This is a genomic window from Streptomyces sp. NPDC005374 (assembly GCF_042872225.1).
Lineage (GTDB): Bacteria > Actinomycetota > Actinomycetes > Streptomycetales > Streptomycetaceae > Streptomyces.
Genome location: NZ_JBIAKA010000005.1, coordinates 438,126 through 459,678 on the forward strand (window position 1 = coordinate 438,126; position 21,553 = coordinate 459,678).

Genomic DNA, 21,553 nt, shown 5'->3' on the forward strand with positions numbered 1-21,553 from the left:
GGCGAGGCGCTGCCCAGGTGTTCCCTGAGAGGTGCCTGTGCGTTTCTCAGGGAAATCACAGATTTCCGAAAGGGTGTTCTCAGGGGGCCCCGACAGGGTGTTCGCCATGACCACGACCTCGCCCCAGGGGCGCACCGAACTGCTGAGGCCGGACGGGAGCCCCGTCCGAGTGCTTGTGGTGGACGACGAGCTGTCGATCACCGAACTGCTGTCCATGGCTCTTCGCTATGAGGGATGGCAGATCCGGAGTGCGGGAGACGGCACGGGCGCCGTTCAGACCGCGCGGGAGTTCCGGCCCGACGCCGTCGTTCTGGACATGATGCTGCCCGACATGGACGGGCTGACCGTCCTCGGGCGGCTGCGGCGGGAACTGCCGGACGTGCCGGTGCTGTTCCTGACGGCCAAGGACGCGGTCGAGGACCGCATCGCCGGACTCACCGCCGGCGGCGACGACTACGTCACCAAGCCGTTCAGCCTCGAAGAGGTCGTGGCGCGGCTGCGGGGGCTCATCCGCCGCTCCGGTGCGGCCGACCGCCGCTCCGACTCCGTTCTGGTCGTCGGCGACCTCACCCTCGACGAGGACAGCCACGAGGTCTCGCGCGCCGGGGCGAACATCCACCTCACGGCGACGGAGTTCGAACTCCTGCGCTTCCTCATGCGTAATCCCCGGCGTGTGCTCAGCAAGGCGCAGATCCTCGACCGGGTGTGGTCGTACGACTTCGGCGGCCAGGCCAACGTCGTCGAGCTGTACATCTCCTACCTGCGCCGGAAGATCGACGCGGGGCGCGAGCCGATGATCCACACCCGGCGTGGGGCCGGTTACCTGATCAAGCCCGCCGCCTCATGAGCGGGCGACGACGGCCGCGCAAGCAGATACGGGCGGGTAAGCCGCGTACCCTGCGGACGCGGCTCGTCGTCGCGTCCGTGGTGCTGATCGCCGTGGTCTGCTCGGTGATCGGCACGGTGACCACATTGGCGCTGCGCTCGCACCTGTACGACCAGTTGGGCGACCAGGTCTTCGACGCGGGCAAGCGTCTGTCCGGGCCTCCGTTCGGCAGGCAGGGCAGCCCGAACGCGAACGACCTGGATCAGCTCGACGCCTTCGTCATCAACGGTCCGACGCAGGAGAACACCGTGGCCGCCGAGATCGGCGCCAACGGCACCATCACCAAGGCGGTCATCGCCGAACGGGAATCCAGCAACACTGGCCAGCGGATGAAGGCCGCCGAGCTGACCGCGGCCCAACGGGCCGTGTTCGCCGGCATCTCCACCACCGGCAAGCACGTCGTGACCATTCCCGGTGTCGGCGACTACCTCGTCATGTACATCACGTCCAAGGACGGCACCGGCTACTACGTGGCCCTGCCCACCGACGCCGTGAGCAACACCATCAACACCCTGATCCTCGTGGAGATCAGCGTCACCGCCGCCGGCCTCGGCGCGGCCGTCATCGCCGGTTACGTGCTCGTCGGGCTCGCCACCCGCCCCCTGCGCAGGGTCGCCAACACCGCCACCCGGGTCTCCGAACTGCCCCTGCACACCGGCGAGGTGAACCTCAGCGAGCGGGTCCCCGAGTCGGAGTGCGATCCGCACACCGAGGTGGGCCAGGTCGGCTCCGCACTGAACCGGATGCTCAACCACGTCCACGGCGCCCTGCACGCACGCCAGCAGAGCGAGATGCGGGTACGCCAGTTCGTCGCGGACGCCAGTCACGAGTTGCGGACACCGCTCTCCTCGATCCGCGGGTACGCCGAGCTGACCAGACGCGGCAGAGAGGAGGTCGGCCCCGACACCCGGCACGCGCTCGGCCGTATCGAGTCCGAGGCGGGCCGGATGACGCTGCTCGTGGAGGACCTGCTGCTGCTCGCGCGCCTGGACGCCGGGCGGCCGCTGCAGTTCGAGCAGACCGACCTGATCCCGCTCGTCGTGGACACCATCAGTGACGCCCGGGCGGCCGGCATGGACCACAACTGGCGCCTGGACCTGCCCGACGAACCCGCCCTCGTCTCCGGTGACGCGGCCCGGCTCCAGCAGGTGCTCATCAACCTGCTCGGCAACGCCCGCAAACACACCCCCGAGGGCACGACCGTCACCGCACGGGTGCAGCGGCGCGGTCCCTGGATGTGCGTGGACGTCGAGGACAACGGCCAGGGCATCCCGTCCGACCTGCTCCCGCACGTCTTCGAACGGTTCGCGCGCGGCGACTCCTCACGCTCCCGCGCCTCAGGATCGACCGGCCTGGGCCTCGCCATCGTGCAGGCCGTCGCGTCCGCACACGGTGGCGCGGTGACCGTGGACAGCATGCCCGGGCGCACGGTGTTCACCATGCACCTGCCCGCCGTCGGTCCCGTGACCCCGCGTCCGGCGCCCGAAACGAACTGGCAATCGCACTCACAGGCACAGCACAGCGCCGCCATATGGGTGCAACAGGGGGCTTGACCAGAGTCGTTGGCATGCGAACCGACTCTTCTCCCGGCACCCTGCCGGCGCGGGAGCACCTCCCGGCCGGCGACGCCGGTACGCCTGTCCTGGACGTAGTGATCCCCGTCTTCAACGAGGAGAAGGACCTCCAGCCGTGTGTGCTGAGACTGCACGAGCACCTCAAGCGCACGTTCCCGTACGCGTTCCGCATCACCATCGCGGACAACGCGTCCACGGACACCACTCCCCTGGTGTCGCGGCGGCTGGAGTCGGAGATCCCGGAGGTCAGGGCCTTCCGGCTGGAGCAGAAGGGCCGCGGCCGAGCGCTGCGGACCGTCTGGTCCGCCTCGGACGCCCCGGTCCTCGCCTACATGGACGTGGACCTGTCCACCGACCTCAACGCGCTGCTGCCGCTGGTGGCCCCGCTGATCTCGGGCCACTCCGACCTGGCGATCGGCTCCCGGCTCGCCCGCAGCTCCCGGGTCGTGCGCGGCCCCAAGCGCGAGTTCATCAGCCGCGCCTACAACCTGATCCTGCGCGGCTCGCTCCAGGCCCGCTTCTCCGACGCCCAGTGCGGCTTCAAGGCCATCCGGCGTGACGTGGCCCAGGTCCTGCTGCCGCTCGTCGAGGACACCGGCTGGTTCTTCGACACCGAGATGCTGGTCATCGCCGAGCGCGCGGGACTGCGTATCCACGAGGTGCCCGTCGACTGGGTCGACGACCCGGACTCCACCGTCCACATCGTCAAGACGGCCACCGACGACCTGAAGGGGGTGTGGCGCGTGGGCAAGGCACTCGCCAGTGGCGCGCTGCCGCTGGACCGGATCGCCCGCCCGTTCGGCGACGACCCGCGCGACCGCGATGTGCAGGACGTGCCGAAGGGGCTGGCCCGCCAGCTCGTCGGGTTCTGTGTCGTCGGCGGTCTGTCGACCCTCTTCTACCTCCTCCTCTACAGCGGCTTCCGGACCTTCAGCGGTTCGCAGATCGCCAACGCGTTCGCCCTGCTGGTCTCCGCGGTCGCCAACACGGCGGCCAACCGGCGCCTGACCTTCGGGGTGCGCGGGCGGGGCGGCGCCGTCCGGCACCAGGCGCAGGGCCTGGTCGTCTTCGGTATCGGCCTCGCGCTGACCGCCGGTTCGCTGGCCGCCCTGAACGCGGCCACCAGCGACCCGGCGCACTCCACCGAACTGGCCGTCCTGATCGCCGCCAACCTCGCGGCGACCGTGCTGCGCTTCCTGCTCTTCCGGGCCTGGGTGTTCCCCGACCGCGACGACGACGAGCCCCGGTCCACGGTGGTGGCCGGCCGCACACCCGCCTCCCCGGCCCACTTCCCGAAGCAGTCCTACGGGCCGCTGCCCCAGCGCCCCACGGCGCACCAGTACGCCACGGCACCGCAGTCGCCGTACGACACGACCTCGCCGTACGACACGACCTCGCCGTACGACACGACCTCCCCGTACGACACGACCGAGTTCCGCGCCGGTGAAGCCGCGGAGCAGCGCTCCTGGAAGGACGCCACCGCGCGGTTGCAGCCGGTGCGCCCGACCGACACCGACCCGAGGAACTCCTGATGACCACGCAGACCGACCATCCGACCCAGCAGGGTTCCGGGTGGGGTCCGGCGGTGACCGTGACGGACGTACGGGAACCCGTCGCTCCCCCGGCCCCCGAGTCCGGTGAACCCCAGCAGCCCTTCGCGCGCAGACTGTGGCGCGGCCGTCCCGAGGACCCCCGCTGGGCGCGCCCGGCCTTCCTCGGCCTGCTCCTCGCCACCGCGGCGCTCTACTTCTACAACCTGAGCGCCTCCGGCTACTCCAACTCCTTCTACTCGGCGGCCGTCCAGGCCGGCACGAAGAGCTGGAAGGCGATGTTCTTCGGCTCGCTGGACGCGGGCAACGCCATCACCGTCGACAAGCCCTCGGCGTTCCTGTGGCCGATGGAGATCGCGGCGCGGATCTTCGGCCTGAACTCATGGACGATCCTCGGCCCCGAGGTGCTCATGGGCGTCGGCACGGTCGCCGTCGTCTACGCCTCCGTGCGCCGCCGCTTCAGCCCCGGAGCCGGTCTGATCGCGGGCGCGGTGCTCGCGCTCACTCCGGTCGCGGCGCTGATGTTCCGGTTCAACAACCCGGACGCGATGCTGGCGCTGCTGATGGCGCTGGCCTGTTACTTCGTCGTCCGTGCGGTCGAGGACGGGAAGACGAAGTGGCTGGTGTGGGCGGGTGTGGCGATCGGCTTCGCGTTCCTCGCGAAGACGCTGCAGGCCTTCCTGATCCTGCCGTCGCTGGCGATCGTGTACGCGGTCGTCGCGCCGGTCTCCCTGAAGAAGCGCTTCGGCCAGCTGGGCGCGGCCACCCTCGCCCTGGTCGTCTCCGGCGGCTGGTGGGTCGCGATCGTCGAACTGTGGCCCGCCTCCTCCCGCCCCTACATCGGCGGCTCGCAGAACAACTCCTTCCTTGAACTGACCTTCGGCTACAACGGACTCGGCCGCCTCAACGGCGACGAGACCGGCAGCGTGGGCGGCGGAGGCGGCGGCACCGGTACTGGCCAGTGGGGCGAGACCGGCTGGAACCGGATGTTCAACTCCGAGATCGGCAGCCAGATCTCGTGGCTGCTGCCGGCCGCGCTGATCCTGCTCGTCGCGGGCCTGGTGGCGACGCGCAAACTCACGCGGACCTCGGTCACCCGGGCGTCGTTCCTGGTGTGGGGCGGCTCGCTGCTGATGACGCTGGTGGTCTTCAGCTTCATGGCGGGCATCTTCCACCAGTACTACACGATCGCCCTGGCCCCCTACATCGCGGCCGTGGTCGGCATGGGCGCGGGGATCCTCTGGGAGAAGCGCGCCGAGATGTGGGCCTCGCTCACCCTCGCGGCCGCGGTCGTGGCGGGCGCAGCCTGGGGATACGTCCTCCTCAACCGCACCCCGGACTACCTGCCCTGGCTGAAGTGGCTGGTTCTGATCGGCGGGCTGGTCGCCGCGCTCGGTCTGGTCTTCGTGGCCAGGCTCGGCCGCCAACTGGCGCTGGGCGCGGCGGCGCTGGGCATCGCGGCCTCCCTCGCCGGTCCGGCGGCGTACACGCTCAGCACGGTGAACTCCGCGCACACCGGGTCCATCCCGACGGCGGGTCCGGCGGGCGCGAGTTCGATGGGCTTCGGCGGGGGCGGTCGGGGCGGCCGCGGCGGTGGTCCCGGTGGCGGCATGGGCGGCGGCTTCGGCGGCGGCCAGAATCAGCAGGGCAACGGAACCACCCGGGGCCAGGGCCAGCAGGGCCAGGGCTTCCCGGGCGGCGGTACCGGCGGCGGGATGCCCGGCCAGAACCAGCAGGGCGGTATGCCCGGCGGCACCACGCGTGGCGGCGGCGGCATGGCCGGTGGCGGCGGAGTCGGCGGCCTGCTCAACGGCGCCACGGTCTCCGCCGAGGCCAAGAAGCTGCTGGAGACCGACGCCGACGACTACACCTGGGCGGCGGCCGCGATCGGCGCCCAGAACGCCGCGAGCTACCAACTGGCCACCAACGGGTCCGTCATGGCGATCGGCGGCTTCAACGGCACCGACCCGTCCCCGACGCTGGCCCAGTTCAAGGAGTACGTGGCGGACGGAAAGATCCACTACTTCATCTCCGGTGGCACCGGCGGCGGCATGGGCGGCAGCAGCAGCGGTACGTCCTCGCAGATCTCCTCGTGGGTCGAGGCCACCTTCAAGAAGGTGACGGTCGGTTCGGCCACCTTCTACGACCTCACCCAGAAGGCGAGCAGCTGACGGTCCTCCGAAGGCGAAGGGCGGCGGCCACTGAGGTCGCCGCCCTTCGGCGTTCCTCCGTCCGGAAACGGCGTTGTACGGCGTATAGGAACTGTTCTACGGTGTACGGCATGTCCGCTCCCGCCTCCCTCACCGTCTCCCGGGGCCACCCCCAGCGCTGGCTGATCCTCGGCGTCATCTGCCTCGCGCAGCTCACCGTGCTGCTCGACAACACCGTCCTGAACGTCGCGATCCCCTCGCTCACCCGCGAACTGGGCGCGGCCACCTCCGACATCCAGTGGATGATCAACGCCTACTCGCTGGTGCAGTCCGGCCTCCTGCTCACCGCGGGCAGCGCCGCCGACCGCTACGGCCGCAAGAAGCTGCTGATGGCGGGGCTGGCCCTGTTCGGCATCGGCTCCCTGGTGGCGGGCCTCGCCACCACCAGCGGCCAACTCATCGCGGCCCGCGCCGGCATGGGCGTCGGCGGCGCACTCCTGATCACCACCACGCTCGCCGTCGTCGTCCAGATCTTCGACGACAGCGAGCGCGTGAAGGCGATCGGCCTGTGGTCGACGGTCAACTCGCTGGGTTTCGCCGTGGGCCCGCTGCTGGGCGGGGTGATGCTCGACCACTTCTGGTGGGGCGCGATCTTCCTCATCAACATCCCGGTCGCGGTCATCGGACTCGTGGCGGTCCTGGCCCTGGTACCGGAGTCGAAGAACCCGCAGGGCGACCGCCCCGACCTGCTCGGCGCGCTGCTCTCCACGATCGGCATGACGAGCGTCGTCTACGCGATCATCTCCGGCCCCGACCACGGCTGGACCTCCTCCACCACCCTCGTCTCCGCGGCGATCGGGGTCGTGGTCCTGGCCGGGTTCGCCGTATGGGAACTGCGCACCCCGCACCCGATGCTGGACATGCACTTCTTCCGCAACCAGCGGTTCACCGGAGCCGTCGCGGGCGCGATCCTCGTCGCCTTCGGCATGGCGGGGTCGCTGTTCCTGCTCACCCAGCACCTCCAGTTCGTCCTCGGATACGGCCCGTTGGAGGCCGGCCTGCGGACGGCGCCGTTCGCCCTCACGATCGTCGCGCTCAACCTCACCGGGATCAGCGCGAAGCTGCTGCCGAGGGTCGGCACGCCGCTCACCATCGCGATCGGCATGACCTGCCTGGCCGTGGGCCTCGCGGCGATCGCCGTGCTCGGCCGGCACGGGTACGGCGGCATGCTGGCCGGTCTGGTCGTCATGGGCGCCGGGGTCGCCTTCGCGATGCCCGCCATGGCCAACGCCGTGATGAGCGCGATCCCCCCGGAGAAGGCGGGCGTGGGCGCGGGCATCAACGGCACCCTCGCGGAGTTCGGACAGGGCCTGGGTGTCGCGGTGCTGGGCGCGGTGCTGAACTCCCGGTTCGCGGCGCTGGTTCCGGTGGCGGCGGCGTCACTGCCGGCGGCGCTGGCTCAGGCGGGGTCGAAGGAGCAACGGGCGCGGATCACCGACGCGTTCGCCTCCGGCCTGGAGACCAGTCAATTGGCGGGGGCGGTCGCTGTGCTGCTCGGCGGATTGCTGGCGGCGGTGCTGCTGCGGCGGGCCGAGCGGGTGCCGGGCCCCTGAGACCCCGCTGACGGCGGGGACTTCGGGTGCGTCGTGGCTGGTCGCGCCCACGCGCCGGGAGCGCATCCAGGTACCGCCCCGCGCCCTCACAAACCGGTCCAGGCCTAGCATCCTTGCAAGTGAACGACGTCTCGGAAGGTGCGCCATGGTGAAGGCAGGCCAAGGAGCGGCCGCGCGAACCAGTGTCTGGCTGGACGGCAAGGTGCGCCGGGGCGGCCGTGGTGGCGGGCAGCCCTCCGGCCTGGACCGGGACCGGATCACCGAGGTGACGGTCCGTCTCCTGGACGCCGAGGGGCTGGCGAAGTTCTCCATGCGGCGACTGGCCGCCGAGCTCAGCGTGACCGCCATGTCCGTCTACTGGTACGTCGACACCAAGGACGACCTGCTCGAACTCGCCCTGGACGCGGCCTTCGGCGAGCTGGAACTGCCGGACCCGGAGGCCGACGAGGACTGGCGGGACCAACTGCGCACGGTGGCCAGGGAGTACCGGGGCCTGCTGGTCCGGCACCCCTGGGCGTCACCGTTGGCCGGCACGTTCCTCAACATCGGCCCCCACTCCCTGGCCCTGTCCCGGGTCGTGCACCGGGTCGTCCGCAAGACCGGCCTGCCCGCACATGGCATCACCGGCGCGATCTCCGCCGTCTTCCAGTTCGTCTACGGCTTCGGCACCATCGAGGGCCACTTCATCGCCCGCTCCGCTCAGGCCGGAATGACCCAGGAGGCCTTCTTCCGCCACGCCATGACCACCGCCACCCGGTCTCCCGGCGCCGCGGAGATCCTCAAGGAGAACGAGGAGATCATGACGGCGAGGGGAGGCGACACGGTCGAGGAGATGCGGGACAGGGACTTCACGTTCGCCCTGGACCTCTTGGTCAAGGGAATCGAGGCGATGGTCGAGCCGACGTAGGTGCGCCAACCCGGGGGCGCGGGGAACTGTGCGACCAGCCACAACGAACCCGCACCCGCCGACGAGCCACAACTCCCCACCCCCTCAGGCGTCACGCCTCCGGCGAAGCCAACCGAGCCGGAAAACCGCCGGTGGCAACCGGCCCCCACCGCTCCGGCGTGACCCGGATGATCGACTTGCCCTGCTTCACCATCGCCGCCCGGTACTCGTCCCAGTCCGGATGCTCACCGGCGATGTTCCGGTAGTACTCCACGAGCGCCTCCACGGACTCCGGCGAGTCGACGACCTCCGCGGTGCCGTCGACCTGCACCCACGGTCCGTCCCAGTCGTCGCTCAGCACGAGCACGCTGACGTGGGAATCCCGCTTCGCGTTCCGTGTCTTCGCCCGCTCGGGATACGTCGACACGACGATCCGCCCAGAGTCGTCCACCCCGCACGTCAACGGTGAGGCCTGCGGCGAGCCGTCCGCCCGCCGCGTCAGCAGAATCGCCCGGTGCCGGGGCCGTACGAAGTCCAGCAGCTCGTCCAGGGAGACGGCCTTGTTGGTCGCAATGTTCGGTGCCATGGAATCAGCCTAGTTGGAGCGCCACGGCGTTCCAGTGAACCGCGTCACGGCCGAGCCGGTCCGCTCCCTCGTCCACGATCCGCAGCAGCCGCAGCCCCACCTCCGCCCCCTGCCCGGCGACCTCTTCCGGCGGTATGTCGAACATGAGCCGGTCCGCGGGCGGCTCACCGCGCCGCAGGGTGATCAGCAGGACCCCGCCGGGCGCGAGCAGCCCCGCAAGGCGCCGCATGGCGACGGGCCGCTCCTCCGGCCGCAGATGCATCCACACCGCGGACAGCAGAACGACGTCGTACGGCCCCTGGACGCCATCCAGTGCCGGCAGTGCCCCCGTCCGCCAGCTCACCCCGCAACCGGGATGCAGCCGCTCGGCCACACCCCGCAGCTCCGCCACCGGCTCCACCGCGTCGACCGAGAACCCCCGGGAGGCCAGCGCCGCCGCGTCCCGCCCGGTCCCCGCGCCGACGTCGAGCACCCGCGCGGGCGGATCCGGCAGCAGATCCAGCAGCGCCCCGTGCACCACCTCGAACGTGACGCTCTCGTACACCGTCCCCAGCCGCTCAGCCGACTCGGCGTAGTACCCCTGAACCCCCGCAACCCGTCCCATACCCGAACGGTACGACCCGGCACTGACAACGCGGCGGCCTCAGACCTGCGGCAGCGACTCCCCCTGTACCGCCTGCACATCGAGTTCGACCTTCAGGGTCGTCCCGATGGCGGCGATCCCCGCCTGCACGACCTGGTTGTAGTTCATGGCGAAGTCCTCCCGCTGCAACTGGGTCGTGGCCCGGAAGGCGGCCCGGGTACCGCCCCAGGGGTCGGCCCCCGTCCCCAGATAGGCGAGGTCCAGGTCGACGGGCCGTACGACACCGCGCATCGCCAGCTCACCCCGCACGGTCCACCGGTCCGTACCGGCCACGGTCAGCCCCGTCGACCGGTACGTGATCTCCGGGTACCGCTCGACGTCCAGGAAGTCGGCCGACCTCAGGTGCTCGTCCCGCGTCGCGTTCCCCGTGTCGATGGAGGCGGCCCGGATCACCGCCTCCACCCGGGACTTGGTCACGTCGTCCGGGGCGACCTCGATCGCCGCGGTGAAGTCGGTGAAACGGCCGTGCACGCTGGAGATGCCCAGGTGCTGGGCGACCGCGTTCACGCCGGAGTGGGCCGGGTCCACGGTCCACGGGCCGGGCGGCGGGAGTTCCGTGCCGCCGATGCGGGCCAGGGTGACCGTGCCGACCTCGGCGCGCCCGCTCGCGGTGACGATCGCGCTGGACGCGGCGGGCGCGTACCCGACGGCCGTGACGATGACGGTGTACGGCCCCGGCTCCAGCGGTGTGCCGTCCCGCACGGCGCCCTCCGCGTCGGCCTCCGCCCGCAGCACCTGTGCGCCGGTCATGTCGGTCACCGTGACGACCGCGTGCGACACGGCCCACCCGTCCCGGGTGCGGATCCTCGCGGTCAGTCCCATGTCACATACCTCCTCAAAGAAGACCGGCCCGTGGCGGGGAGCGCGCTCCCCGCCACGGGCCGGACTGGGTGAACTACTCGCCGGGGTGGGCGAGTTCGATGTCGTGCCCGTCGACCGCGGGGCCGTTCACCGTCAGGGCCGTCGCCTGCGGCGGGTAACCCGTCGCGATGACCGTGTACTCGCCGCCGTCCAGGTCGGTGAAGGCGTACGCCCCGTCCGTCCCGGTGGTGGCGCTGCCGATCACGTTGCCTGCGGCGTCCACGAGCGTGACCCGGGCGTCGGCCAGCGGACCGTGCGGCGCCCGTACGACACCCTGCAGGCGGGCGCCCGTGTCGAGGTCGACCTCGAGGCGCGTGACGCCGGTACCGCCGACCTCGACGGGCAGGGCGCGCGGCCGGAACCCGGCGGCGTTCACCGCGACGGTCACGGCACCCGGCACCAGCTCGCCGAAGGCGAACTCGCCCTGCTCACCGGTGGTCCCGGTGACCAGCAGATCGCCCCGCACATCGGTGACGATCACCATCGCGTCCTTGACCGGCTCCCCGCTGTGCGCGGCCCGCACGAGCCCGTTCAGCCCGCTGGTGCCGCTGAGGAGGATGTCGTACGCCACCGGCTCGCCGTTCACGAGGACCGTGGACGCCTGCGGCTGGAACCCGTCGGCGGAGGCGATCAGGACGTACGATCCGACACTCGGCGCCTCGACCGTGTAGGAACCGTCGGCCTGGGTCACCGACAGGCCCAGCTGCCGTCCCGCGAGCGAGATCAGCGTGACCGCGGCCTGCGGGACCGGGGCGCTCTCGTTGCCGCGGACGAATCCGCGGACCGGGATGCCGCCAGAGCCGCCGGGCGCCGCCTCGGGGCGGGCCAGTGTGGCGACGGCGGAGAGCTTCTGGGTGCCGTCGGCCGCGACCTCGGTGTCGGAGGCGGAGGAGGAAGAAGCCCAGCTCGGAACCTTCTCCTCGGCGGGGGCCGTTGCGGCGGCCGGGGTCTCGGCGGGAGCCGGGGCCTCGTCCGAGGCGGCCTGTGCCAGTGCGCCCTTGGTCCGCAACGGGACCTCCTTGATGAACAGCGTGATCAGGAACGCGACGGCCGCCAGCGCACCGGCGATCAGGAAGACGTCGGCGATGCCGTGGCCGTAGGCGCTCTCCATGAGGGTGCGCACCGGGACCGGCAGCTTGTTCATGTCCGGGATGGTGTCGGTGGACGATCCGGAACCGGACAGGGCGGCCTGGTACTTGGGGTCGAGGGCGGCGACGCCGTCCGTGACGTAGTGCGTGATCCGGTGGGCCATGACCGCGCCGAGGGCGGAGACGCCGACCGCGCCGCCGAGGGAGCGGAAGAAGGTCACCGTGGAGCTGGCGGCGCCGAGGTCACTCGGTTCGACCTGGTTCTGCGTGCACAGCACCAGGTTCTGCATCATCATGCCGATGCCGAGACCCAGCAGGGCCATGAAGATCGACATCTTCCAGTAGTCCGTGTCGTACCGGATGGTGCCGAGCAGGCCGAGGCCGGCCGTCACCAGCACGCCACCGCTGACCAGCCACGCCTTCCAGCGCCCGGTGCGGGTGATGAACTGCCCGGAGACGGTGGAGGAGACGAAGAGCCCGCCGATCATCGGGATGGTCATCACGCCCGACATCGTCGGGGACTTGTCGCGGGCCAGCTGGAAGTACTGGCTGAAGAAGACCGTGCCGGTGAACATCGCGACACCGACGAACAGCGAGGCCAGCGACGCCAGCGTGATGGTGGGGTTCCTGAACAGGCGCAGCGGGATGATCGGCTCGCTTGCCTTGGACTCGATCAGCACGAAGAGCAGACCGAGGATGATCGAACCGCCGACCATCGCGTACGTCTGCCAGGACACCCAGTCGTACTTGTCACCGGCGAAGGTGACCCAGACCAGCAGCAGGGAGACGGCGGCGGCGACGAAGGTGGCGCCGGCCCAGTCGACCTTGACGTCCCGCTTCACGACGGGCAGGTGCAGGGTCTTCTGCAGCACGATGAGCGCGATCACGGCGAAGGGGACGCCGACGTAGAAGCACCAGCGCCAGCCCAGCCACGAGGTGTCGGTGATGACACCGCCGAGCAGCGGGCCGCCGACGGTGGCGACGGCGAAGGTCGCGCCGAGGTAGCCGGAGTAACGGCCGCGCTCGCGCGGGGAGATCATCGCCGCCATCACGATCTGCGCGAGGGCGGACAGACCGCCGACGCCGATGCCCTGGACGACACGGCAGGCGATGAGCATGCCGGAGTTCTGCGACAGCCCCGCCGCCGCGGACCCCAGTACGTAGATGACCAGCGCTATCTGGACGAGCGCCTTCTTGCTGTACAGGTCGGCGAGCTTGCCCCACAGGGGGGTGGTCGCGGTCATGGACAGCAGGGCGGCGGTGACGACCCAGGTGTAGGCGGACTGGCCGCCGCCGAGGTCGCTGATGATGTGAGGCAGGGCGTTGGTGACGATCGTGGACGACAGGATCGCCACGAACATGCCGAGCAGCAGGCCGGAGATGGCCTCCATGATCTGCCGGTGCGTCATCGGGGCGTACTCGGTGGAGCCTCCCCCGTGCTTGGCGTGAGCCCGCACACCGGCTGGTGTGGTCGTTGCCATGAGCTTCCTTCTCTTACGTGGTGGTCGCGGGTGTACGGGTGGTCGGTTCGATTACGGGGGGTGGTGCGGGAGGCCGCAGTTCGGGGCCGTGGGCACGGATGTCGTCGAAGCTCGCCCGCAGCCGGGCCATCAGCGCGGTCAGCTGGATCACCTCTTCGTCACTCCAGTCGCTCAGCCGTTCGGCGAGCATCCGGGAGGTCCGCCGGGACAGCTGGTCGAGCAGCGCCTGCCCGGCCGGCGTCAGGCGCAGAATGCGCGAACGCCTGTCCGCCGGGTCGGGGGAGCGTTCGATCCAGCCACGTGCGGCGACGTGGGCCACATGGCGGCTGGTCACGGACATGTCCACGGCGAGCAGCTCGGAGAGCCTGCTCATGCGCATGTCTCCGTAGCGCCCGAGCAGGGTCAGTACGGCGGCGGAACCGCTGGGGCACTCGGGCGGCATCATCCGCCCGACCTCCCTCTTCACGGCACCGAAGGCGCTGAACTGGCGGATCAGCTCCTCGTATCGCGTCTGCTCGGCCATCACACCTCCCGTATTCGTTGCTTAGGGCAACCATAGAGCTGCTTGGTTGCTACAGGCAAATAAAACGGTGTGAGTACGGTATAAAAAGTTGGCAAAGGCAAGTATTGCGAACGTAAACCCGCATGTGGGGCCCGCTGTCACCCCTGTCGGCCCCGCACTTGGGCCGCACGGCCTGATTCGCTAGGGTCTCTGGGCATGGCTGACAACCAAGGCCCCCAGGGCAACCACGACCCCGCCGGCAGCACCCAGATGTTCCGCGCGTTCGTCGACGAGGGCCCCCAGGGCCCCCGCCAGCAGGCCGCACCGGCCACCTCCTCCGGCGGCCCGCGCGTCGGCCTCATCATCGGCGTGGTGGTCGCGGTGGCGATCGTCGCGGTGGTGGCCTGGCTGGCACTGAAGTAGCGGAGACTCGCGGCACAGGATGGGCCGGGGTCGCACGCGACCACCGGCCCCTCACGCGTGGGGCGCGGGGAACGTCCGAACAGGCCTCGCGGCAGCCCACTCAGGGGCGCGGGGAACCGCGCAACGGCACCCGCACCCGGCTGACGTCCGAACACACCTCACGGCAACCCACTCAGGGGCGCGGGGAACTGCGCGACCAGCCACAACTCACCCGCACCCGCGAGACGACCGCACCCGGCACTCCCGAAGGCGTACCCGTGCGGACGGGTCAGTCCGAGATGAGACCTTCCCGCAGCTGCGCCAGCGTCCGCGTCAGCAGTCGCGAGACGTGCATCTGCGAGATGCCGACCTCCTCGCCGATCTGCGACTGCGTCATGTTGGCGAAGAAGCGCAGCATGATGATCTGCCGCTCACGGGGCGGCAGTTTGGCCAGCAGCGGCTTGAGGGACTCGCGGTACTCGACCCCCTCCAGCGCGGTGTCCTCGTAGCCGAGCCGGTCCGCGAGGGACCCCTCGCCACCGTCGTCCTCCAGAGCCGGGGAGTCCAGCGAGGAGGCGGTGTAGGCGTTGCCGACCGCGAGGCCGTCGACGACGTCCTCCTCGGACACGCCCAGCACGGTGGCGAGTTCGGCGACCGTCGGAGAACGGTCCAGCTTCTGGGAGAGCTCGTCGCTGGCCTTGGTGAGGGCCAGACGCAGCTCCTGGAGGCGGCGCGGGACACGCACCGACCACGAGGTGTCGCGGAAGAACCGCTTGATCTCGCCGACCACCGTAGGCATCGCGAACGTCGGGAACTCCACGCCCCGCTCGCAGTCGAAGCGGTCGATCGCCTTGATCAGGCCGATGGTGCCGACCTGGACGATGTCCTCCATCGGCTCGTTGCGCGAGCGGAAGCGGGCCGCCGCGTAGCGCACGAGCGGGAGATTGAGCTCGATGAGGGTGTCCCTGACGTACGCACGCTCGGGGCTGTTCTCGTCGAGTGCGGCGAGCCGCAGGAAGAGGGAGCGGGACAGGGTGCGGGTGTCGATGGCCCCGGACACGGTCGGGGGAGTCGGGGCCGGCGCGGCCTCGACAGCCGGGACATCGATGAGCGCGGGCGCAGCCTCGCTCTTTGTGAGCGTGAGCACCTTCGAGCTGCCCTGGTCTGCGGACATGCCACCCCCTTTGGGTCGCGGGACGGTCGCGGCGAACGTTCCGCGGATGGAGCGTTCGCCTTCACCTGAATACCGGAGCCGAAGCCACGGCAAACGCAGTTCCCGCAGAATGTCACATGTCGGCAACACGCTGTAGTGACATGTCGACATGTGAGACTCGAATCCGCCCTGGATAAAGGGGGTCTGACGGTTTTTCAGCGCAGAAGTGCCAGGAACGGCGCTGGTGAGCGATTCGCTCTTAGCGGTTACGTCTCGACAGTGCTTGCGAGCTGCGGTGTTCCGGAGCGTGCGACCGTGCGCCCCTTATGCATCCGCTATCCGACGCCGCCTATGCCTCGATCCGATTGGCGGACCGCAGCCGTTGGAAGCTACGCGCGAGTAGCCTCGACACGTGCATCTGGGAGACGCCGAGTTCCGCGCTGATTTGTGACTGGGTGAGGTTGCTGTAGTAGCGCAGGAGAAGGATTCTCTGTTCGCGCTCGGGGAGTTGCACCAGGAGGTGCCGGACCAGATCGCGGTGCTCCACGCCGTCCAGCGCCGGGTCCTCGTAGCCGAGCCGGTCGAGCAGCCCCGGCAGTCCGTCGCCCTCCTGGGCCGCCTCCAGCGAGGTGGCGTGGTACGACCGTCCGGCCTCGATGCAGGACAGCACCTCGTCCTCGCCGATGCGGAGCCGTTCGGCGATCTCGGCCGTCGTCGGGGTGCGTCCGAAGGCGGTCGTCAGATCCTCGGTCGCGCCGTTGACCTGCACCCACAACTCGTGCAGCCGGCGCGGGACATGGACCGTGCGGACGTTGTCGCGGAAGTACCGCTTGATCTCGCCGATGACTGTAGGCATCGCGAAGGTCGGGAACTGCACGCCCCGGTCCGCGTCGAAGCGGTCGATGGCGTTGATGAGCCCGATGGTCCCGACCTGGATCACGTCTTCCATCGGCTCGTTGCGGGAGCGGAAGCGGGCCGCCGCGTAGCGCACGAGCGGGAGGTTGGCCTCGATGAGCGCCGTCCGTACCCGGTTGTGCTCCGGCGTGCCCGGCTGGAGCCCCTTCAACTGGCCGAAGAGCACCTGGGTGAGCGCCCGGGTGTCGGCGCCGCGACTGCGTGGGGCGGCCTCCTGGGGGGCCTCTTGGGGAGGCGCGGTACTGGCCGACACGGTCAACGCCACCTCTTCGTTGGTCAACTTTGATGGTCAACTCATCCGTCAAAAGCGGTCATAGCATCACAAGACATGTGCACTGTGTGCAAGCACCGCATAACGTTGGGTTACGCCGTGTTGAAGGGCGAAAGGTGATGAAAGACGCAGAAAAGCCCCCCGCCGTTCCCGGCGGGAGGCTTCGGAGCGCCCCGGTTCAGTACGCGTAGTCCGCGATCACCCAGGTGGCGAACTCCTTCCACAGCGCCACGCCCGCCTGGTGCTCCGGGTGTTCGACATACGTCCGCAGCGCGTTCGCGTCGTCGAAGCCGGAGTTGATGGCGAAGTCGTAGGCGATGGGACGGTCGCTGAGGTTCCAGCCCAGCTCCCAGAAGCGGATCTCGGGGATCTTGCCGTCCAGCGCGCGGAAGGCCGCGACACCCTCCACCACCCGCGGGTCGTCGCGCTCGACACCCTCGTCGAGCTTGAAGAGGACGAGGTGACGGATCATGTGCGCTCCCAGCTAGTGCGCGCCGTCGGCCAGCCAGGTGAAGAAGTCGCCGACCGCCTTGGCGGCGTCCGATATGCCCTCGAACCCTATCTGCACGTAGTCGGCTGCCTTCTCGGGGTCCGTGATCACCACGTAGAACACGAAGACCACGAGCACATAGACGGCGAGCTTCTTTCCGTTCACCGCCACTGCGGCCTCCCCCGCTTCAGGTGTTCTCTGTTCCTTCTGGGGCGCGAGTGTAACCGGGGTGATCAGTACGCACGAAGGGCCCCGTCTCTCGACGAGGCCCTTCTCAAGCGGTAGCGGAGGGATTTGAACCCTCGGTGACTTGCGCCACACTCGCTTTCGAGGCGAGCTCCTTCGGCCGCTCGGACACGCTACCGAGAGAGACCTTACAGCAAGGTGCGGCGTGCTTTGAAATCGGTATTCGGGGCCCGGAAGCGGTCCCTTCAGCGTCCGCGGAAGAACTCCGTGAGCGGCCGCGCGCACTCGTCCGCGAGGACGCCCTCGATCACCTCGGGCCGGTGGTTGAGCCGCCGGTCGCGGACGACGTCCCAGAGGGAGCCGGCCGCGCCCGCCTTGTCGTCCCGGGCGCCGTAGACCACCCGGTCGACCCGGGACTGCACGATCGCGCCCGCGCACATCGTGCAGGGCTCCAGCGTCACGACGAGCGTGCAGCCGGTCAGCCGCCACTCGCCGAGCCGCGCCGCCGCCCTCCTGATCGCGAGGACCTCCGCGTGCGCGGTCGGGTCGCCGGTGGCCTCACGTTCGTTGTGGGCGGCCGCGAGCACGGTCGTGCCGTCCGGGGCCAGTACGACGGCACCGACCGGCACGTCCTCGCCCGCCCGGCCGGCCTCGGCCAGGGCGAGCCGCATCGCGGCCCGCCAGCGGTCGCGTACCGGGTCCGGTGTGGCCTCTTCCGGGATCCCTGCGGTCAGCGGACGGTCTCCAGGACCTCCGAGGCACCCAGCGCCTCGGCGATCTCGGTGACGGCGTCCGTCGAGAGGGCCTTCAGCTCCTTCTCGCTGACGCCCAGGTCGTCCAGGACCCCGGCGTCACCGACCGGACCGTGCGGCACGGCCTCGGCGGAAGCGCCGCCGCTCTCCTCGGCGTCGTCCTCCTCCGTGTCCTCGTCCTCACCGTCCTCGGTGCCGTCGAGGTCGACGAGGGCGTCCAGGTCCGGGACGTCGTCGCCGGGCTCCCTTCCGAGCAGTTCGTCGGTGAGCAGGATCTCGCCGTACGAGCTGCGGGCAGCCGCGGCGGCGTCGGAGACATAGATACGAGGGTCCTCCTCACCGTCGATGCGGACGACGCCGAACCAGGCGTCCTCCTGCTCGATCAGTACGAGAACCGTGTCCTCCTCGGGGGCGGCTTCCCGAGCGAGGTCGGCCAGATCCGACAGCGTCTCCACATTGTCGAGGAGCTCTGTGTCGCTCGCTTCCCACCCGTCTTCGGTGCGCGCGAGCAGTGCGGCGAAGTACACCGTGACTCTCCCACTGGTCATAGGCGTGCCGGTTGGGGGTCCCCCCGGCGGAGGTTGAGGGCGGGGAGAGCTCGGCTCCGAGCCCCACCCACTCGGAATCGTGGCAGAAACAAGGCGTTCAGGGGACGTCTTCGGCACCCTGTGTCCGGTGGTTTTGATCGCACGTGCGTCGGCACGTCGGTGAAGGACCCACCAGCGCACTCGTCGCCGCCACGAGCGGGATCGTACGCGGCTTTTCCAAGGGCCCTCGCACGGCCACCTGTTCAGCGCGCCTTCGGCCGGCGTCGGAGGCGGGCCCCGGGACGCGCCGGTCCCTCCTACCAGCGGAAGGTCCGCATACGCATCGCGTGCCGTAGCCGCGCCACCTTCGCGCGCCGCGGCTGGACGCGGTCGCGAAGCTCGCGGGCCTCCGCGAGGTCGCGCAGGAACTGCGCGCGACGGCGGCGGCGCTCGGCGTCGGTCTCCTGCGGGTCCCTTGCGGAGGGCTCCGCCAGAGGGCCCCGGGTTGCTCCTGGCTCTCGCGATTTCCGCGATGACGGTTCCCGCGCCGGTTCGCGCACCGGTTTGCGCTCAGGCGGGTCAGGCGGGTCAGGCAGGTCAGGCAGGTCAGGCATTGGTTCACCACCCCAGTCCGTCTCTCCCACTTTCCCCCGGTCGGGCGGTTTGACGCCAGCGCGAGCGAGGCGGTGGGCCCGGCTAATGTTGTGGACATGCGCCTCCACGTCGTCGACCACCCGCTGGTCGCCCACAAACTCACCACGCTGCGCGACCAGCGCACCGACTCCGCGACCTTCCGTCGTCTCGCCGACGAGCTGGTCACCCTGCTCGCCTACGAGGCCACACGCGACGTGCGCACCGAGGCGGTGGACATCCGGACACCGGTCGCCGCCACTACCGGTGTGAAGCTGTCCTATCCGCGGCCGCTGGTGGTGCCGATCCTCCGGGCCGGGCTGGGCATGCTCGACGGCATGGTCCGGCTGCTGCCGACCGCCGAGGTCGGTTTCCTCGGCATGATCCGCAACGAGGAGACGCTGCAGGCGTCCACGTATGCGACGCGCATGCCGGAGGACCTGTCCAACCGGCAGGTCTACGTCCTCGACCCCATGCTCGCCACCGGGGGCACGCTGGTCGCGGCCATCCGTGAGCTGATCAAGCGCGGTGCGGACGATGTGACCGCGGTGGTGCTGCTGGCGGCGCCGGAAGGCGTGGAGATCATGGAACGCGAGCTGGCGGGCGCTCCGGTCACGGTGGTCACGGCGGCGATCGACGATCACCTCAACGAGCACGGGTACATCGTGCCGGGGTTGGGTGACGCGGGGGACCGGCTGTACGGCGCGGCGGAGTAGTCGCGCGTTTGCCGTGCGGCTCGGTGGGGGCGGGCGTTTTTGCGCAGTTCCCCGCGCCCCTGAGGTGGGTGGGTGGGTCGGGGGCGGAGTGGTGGGGGGGGGGGGGGGGGGGGGGGGGGTTTTTGCGGGCCGCCCCCCGCCCCGGGGGGGGGGGGGGGGGGGGGGGGCCCCGGAGTGGGGGGTGTCCGTCCTCGGTCCGGCGGCTCGGTTCCTTGAGCAGTGCCCGGTTCCGGACGCCGGCCGCTGCGGGCGGACACCCCCCACCCCGTCCCCTACGCGCCGTACGCGGCGAACGGTCCATCGTGGTGCAGGCTGCCTGCAACTCCTTAGGGGCGCGGGGAACTGCGCGACCACCCCCCACCCCGTGCGCCTCGAAACGTGCGTCCACCGTCCCCACCCAGGGGCGCGGGGAACTGCGCAAAAACGCCTGCCCTCACCCCGAGCGCCTCGAAACGTGCATTCCCTGTCCCCACTCAGGGGCGCGGGGAACTGCGCGACCAGCCCCCACCGGGCCGCACTCGCCCGACAACCCGTCCTGGCACTCCATAGGCGCCCGGTCCAAGCCCAGCGCAGCTACCCGCAGCTCTTCTTCGTCGCCGTGGCTGTCGGTGCGGGTGCGGTCAACGCGGCCAGGGCCTTGTCGGCTGCGGCCCTCGGCGTGAGGTTCTTGAAGGCCGTTCCGATGATCAGGTCGACCTCCGTGCCCTTGCGGGTGTCCGTGCGGGTCTGCGCCGCGGCGAGCTGCGTTCCCAGCACCGGCAGTGATGTCTTCAGTGCGGAGGAGGGGCCGAGGAGCAGTCCCGTGCCCTTGACCTTCTTGTCGTAGGCCGCCGTCGCGTTGCCCACGTCGCCGATCTTGAAGCCGCGCTTCTTGAGCTCGTCCGCGGTCTTCTTGGCGAGGCCGCCGCGAGCCGTGGCGTTCAGGACGTTGACGGTGATCTGGCCCGGCTTGGGGAGGGCGGTCGCAGAGGGGGTCGAGGGGGACGCGCTCGCCTTTGTCACGCAGTCCGCCTTGGAGCCGGCCGCCGACGCCTGGTCGCCGCCACCCGTGAACACGTCGATGAGCTGGAGCGTGCCCCAGCCGACCAGGCTCAGCGCGGCGACGGAGGCCACCACCCCGAGCACGAGCCTGCCGCGCCGCCGGGGTTGACGCATCCGGGGGTACTTGTCGCCCGTGATCCGGTACTTACCGCCCATGCCGGGGGGCGTCAGCATGCTCATGGGCGCAGCGTAGTGCGCCAGGACGGCAATGCCTACTAGATGATCATTGACCACGGTGCAGGTGAACCCGAAAGGGTCAAACCTTTACAGCGCGGTCACTCAGTACGTTCCTCAGTCCAGCTCGAGCACGCGCGCGTGCAGCACCTGACGCTGCTGGAGCGCCGCTCGCACCGCGCGGTGGAGGCCGTCCTCCAGATACAGGTCGCCCTGCCACTTCACGACGTGCGCGAACAGGTCGCCGTAGAACGTCGAGTCCTCGGCGAGCAGGGTTTCCAGGTCGAGCTGGCCCTTGGTCGTCACGAGTTGATCGAGGCGGACCGGGCGCGGTGCGACGTCCGCCCACTGCCGGGTGCTTTCCCGGCCGTGGTCGGGGTACGGCCGGCCGTTTCCGATGCGCTTGAAGATCACACGGAAAGCCTACCGGTCAAGACCTTCCGGGCGCAGCCATGGCGACCGAGTGCGACGCTGAA

Annotated in this window: 21 protein-coding genes and 1 tRNA gene; 8 read left to right on the top strand and 14 right to left on the bottom strand. The window is 70.1% G+C overall.

What is annotated here, in order from left to right; genetic code table 11:
• Positions 1-106: 106 nt before the first annotated feature.
• From ACFYRX_RS15795 to ACFYRX_RS15820, 6 genes are all read left to right on the top strand, one after another.
• A complete protein-coding gene (locus ACFYRX_RS15795; RefSeq protein WP_389099824.1) occupies positions 107-847 on the top strand; it encodes a response regulator transcription factor in 741 nt (246 codons plus the stop codon).
• On the top strand, positions 844-2,439 hold the full coding sequence (locus ACFYRX_RS15800; RefSeq protein ID WP_389099826.1) for an ATP-binding protein: 1,596 nt from the start codon (positions 844-846) through the stop codon (positions 2,437-2,439). Before ACFYRX_RS15795 ends, ACFYRX_RS15800 begins: the two co-directional genes overlap by 4 nt.
• Positions 2,440-2,453: 14 nt before the next feature.
• Positions 2,454-3,992 carry a glycosyltransferase gene (locus ACFYRX_RS15805; protein WP_389099828.1) on the top strand — a complete coding sequence of 513 codons (1,539 nt, stop codon included), beginning with the start codon at positions 2,454-2,456 and terminating at the stop codon, positions 3,990-3,992.
• Positions 3,992-6,181 carry a glycosyltransferase family 39 protein gene (locus ACFYRX_RS15810; RefSeq protein ID WP_389099830.1) on the top strand — a complete coding sequence of 730 codons (2,190 nt, stop codon included), beginning with the start codon at positions 3,992-3,994 and terminating at the stop codon, positions 6,179-6,181. The genes ACFYRX_RS15805 and ACFYRX_RS15810 overlap by 1 nt, the downstream gene beginning before the upstream one ends.
• Positions 6,182-6,291: 110 nt before the next feature.
• Positions 6,292-7,773, top strand: a complete 1,482-nt coding sequence (locus ACFYRX_RS15815; RefSeq protein WP_389099832.1) for a DHA2 family efflux MFS transporter permease subunit — start codon at positions 6,292-6,294, stop codon at positions 7,771-7,773.
• 145 nt (positions 7,774-7,918) lie between these two features.
• On the top strand, positions 7,919-8,680 hold the full coding sequence (locus tag ACFYRX_RS15820) for a TetR/AcrR family transcriptional regulator (protein ID WP_389099833.1): 762 nt from the start codon (positions 7,919-7,921) through the stop codon (positions 8,678-8,680).
• A 91-nt stretch (positions 8,681-8,771) separates the two neighbouring features.
• On the opposite strand, the gene ACFYRX_RS15825 is transcribed toward ACFYRX_RS15820, so the two are convergent.
• From ACFYRX_RS15825 to ACFYRX_RS15845, 5 genes are all read right to left on the bottom strand, one after another.
• Positions 8,772-9,245: a PPOX class F420-dependent oxidoreductase gene (locus ACFYRX_RS15825; RefSeq protein WP_389099835.1), complete on the bottom strand. Its 474-nt coding sequence runs from the start codon at positions 9,243-9,245 to the stop codon at positions 8,772-8,774.
• Positions 9,246-9,249: 4 nt separating this feature from the next.
• Positions 9,250-9,849, bottom strand: a complete 600-nt coding sequence (locus ACFYRX_RS15830; RefSeq protein ID WP_389099837.1) for a class I SAM-dependent methyltransferase — start codon at positions 9,847-9,849, stop codon at positions 9,250-9,252.
• Between the two features lie 39 nt (positions 9,850-9,888).
• Complete coding sequence (locus ACFYRX_RS15835) at positions 9,889-10,710, bottom strand: YceI family protein (protein WP_389099839.1); 822 nt, start codon at positions 10,708-10,710, stop codon at positions 9,889-9,891.
• A gap of 73 nt (positions 10,711-10,783) precedes the next feature.
• Positions 10,784-13,318, bottom strand: a complete 2,535-nt coding sequence (locus ACFYRX_RS15840) for an MFS transporter (protein WP_389099841.1) — start codon at positions 13,316-13,318, stop codon at positions 10,784-10,786.
• 13 nt (positions 13,319-13,331) lie between these two features.
• Positions 13,332-13,841: a MarR family winged helix-turn-helix transcriptional regulator gene (locus tag ACFYRX_RS15845; RefSeq protein ID WP_389099843.1), complete on the bottom strand. Its 510-nt coding sequence runs from the start codon at positions 13,839-13,841 to the stop codon at positions 13,332-13,334.
• Between the two features lie 195 nt (positions 13,842-14,036).
• Between ACFYRX_RS15845 and ACFYRX_RS15850 the strand changes: the two genes are divergently transcribed.
• Complete coding sequence (locus ACFYRX_RS15850) at positions 14,037-14,243, top strand: hypothetical protein (RefSeq protein WP_389099845.1); 207 nt, start codon at positions 14,037-14,039, stop codon at positions 14,241-14,243.
• Between the two features lie 268 nt (positions 14,244-14,511).
• On the opposite strand, the gene ACFYRX_RS15855 is transcribed toward ACFYRX_RS15850, so the two are convergent.
• The 7 genes from ACFYRX_RS15855 to ACFYRX_RS15885 all read right to left on the bottom strand — a co-directional run bounded on the left by ACFYRX_RS15855 (position 14,512) and on the right by ACFYRX_RS15885 (position 18,516).
• Positions 14,512-15,396: an RNA polymerase sigma factor SigF gene (locus ACFYRX_RS15855; RefSeq protein ID WP_389099847.1), complete on the bottom strand. Its 885-nt coding sequence runs from the start codon at positions 15,394-15,396 to the stop codon at positions 14,512-14,514.
• A gap of 328 nt (positions 15,397-15,724) precedes the next feature.
• Entirely contained in the window at positions 15,725-16,555 is an 831-nt protein-coding gene (locus ACFYRX_RS15860; protein ID WP_389100020.1) for an RNA polymerase sigma factor SigF, read from the bottom strand.
• Between the two features lie 184 nt (positions 16,556-16,739).
• Positions 16,740-17,033, bottom strand: coding sequence for a Dabb family protein (locus ACFYRX_RS15865; RefSeq protein WP_389099849.1), 294 nt, complete (start codon positions 17,031-17,033; stop codon positions 16,740-16,742).
• A gap of 12 nt (positions 17,034-17,045) precedes the next feature.
• Positions 17,046-17,222 (bottom strand): hypothetical protein, encoded by a 177-nt coding sequence (locus tag ACFYRX_RS15870; protein WP_389099851.1) that lies wholly within the window; start codon positions 17,220-17,222, stop codon positions 17,046-17,048.
• A gap of 108 nt (positions 17,223-17,330) precedes the next feature.
• A tRNA-Ser gene (locus ACFYRX_RS15875) sits at positions 17,331-17,415 on the bottom strand.
• A 67-nt stretch (positions 17,416-17,482) separates the two neighbouring features.
• Entirely contained in the window at positions 17,483-17,908 is a 426-nt protein-coding gene (gene tadA, locus ACFYRX_RS15880) for a tRNA adenosine(34) deaminase TadA (RefSeq protein ID WP_389099853.1), read from the bottom strand.
• A 59-nt stretch (positions 17,909-17,967) separates the two neighbouring features.
• A complete protein-coding gene (locus tag ACFYRX_RS15885) occupies positions 17,968-18,516 on the bottom strand; it encodes a hypothetical protein (RefSeq protein WP_389100022.1) in 549 nt (182 codons plus the stop codon).
• A gap of 710 nt (positions 18,517-19,226) precedes the next feature.
• Here ACFYRX_RS15885 and upp point away from each other — a divergent pair.
• On the top strand, positions 19,227-19,862 hold the full coding sequence (upp, locus tag ACFYRX_RS15890) for a uracil phosphoribosyltransferase (RefSeq protein ID WP_389099855.1): 636 nt from the start codon (positions 19,227-19,229) through the stop codon (positions 19,860-19,862).
• A gap of 573 nt (positions 19,863-20,435) precedes the next feature.
• Here upp and ACFYRX_RS15895 read toward each other — a convergent pair.
• Both ACFYRX_RS15895 and ACFYRX_RS15900 read right to left on the bottom strand, forming a co-directional pair.
• On the bottom strand, positions 20,436-21,059 hold the full coding sequence (locus tag ACFYRX_RS15895; RefSeq protein ID WP_389100024.1) for a LytR C-terminal domain-containing protein: 624 nt from the start codon (positions 21,057-21,059) through the stop codon (positions 20,436-20,438).
• 135 nt (positions 21,060-21,194) lie between these two features.
• Entirely contained in the window at positions 21,195-21,491 is a 297-nt protein-coding gene (locus tag ACFYRX_RS15900; RefSeq protein ID WP_003999914.1) for a type II toxin-antitoxin system VapB family antitoxin, read from the bottom strand.
• Positions 21,492-21,553 lie beyond the last annotated feature (62 nt).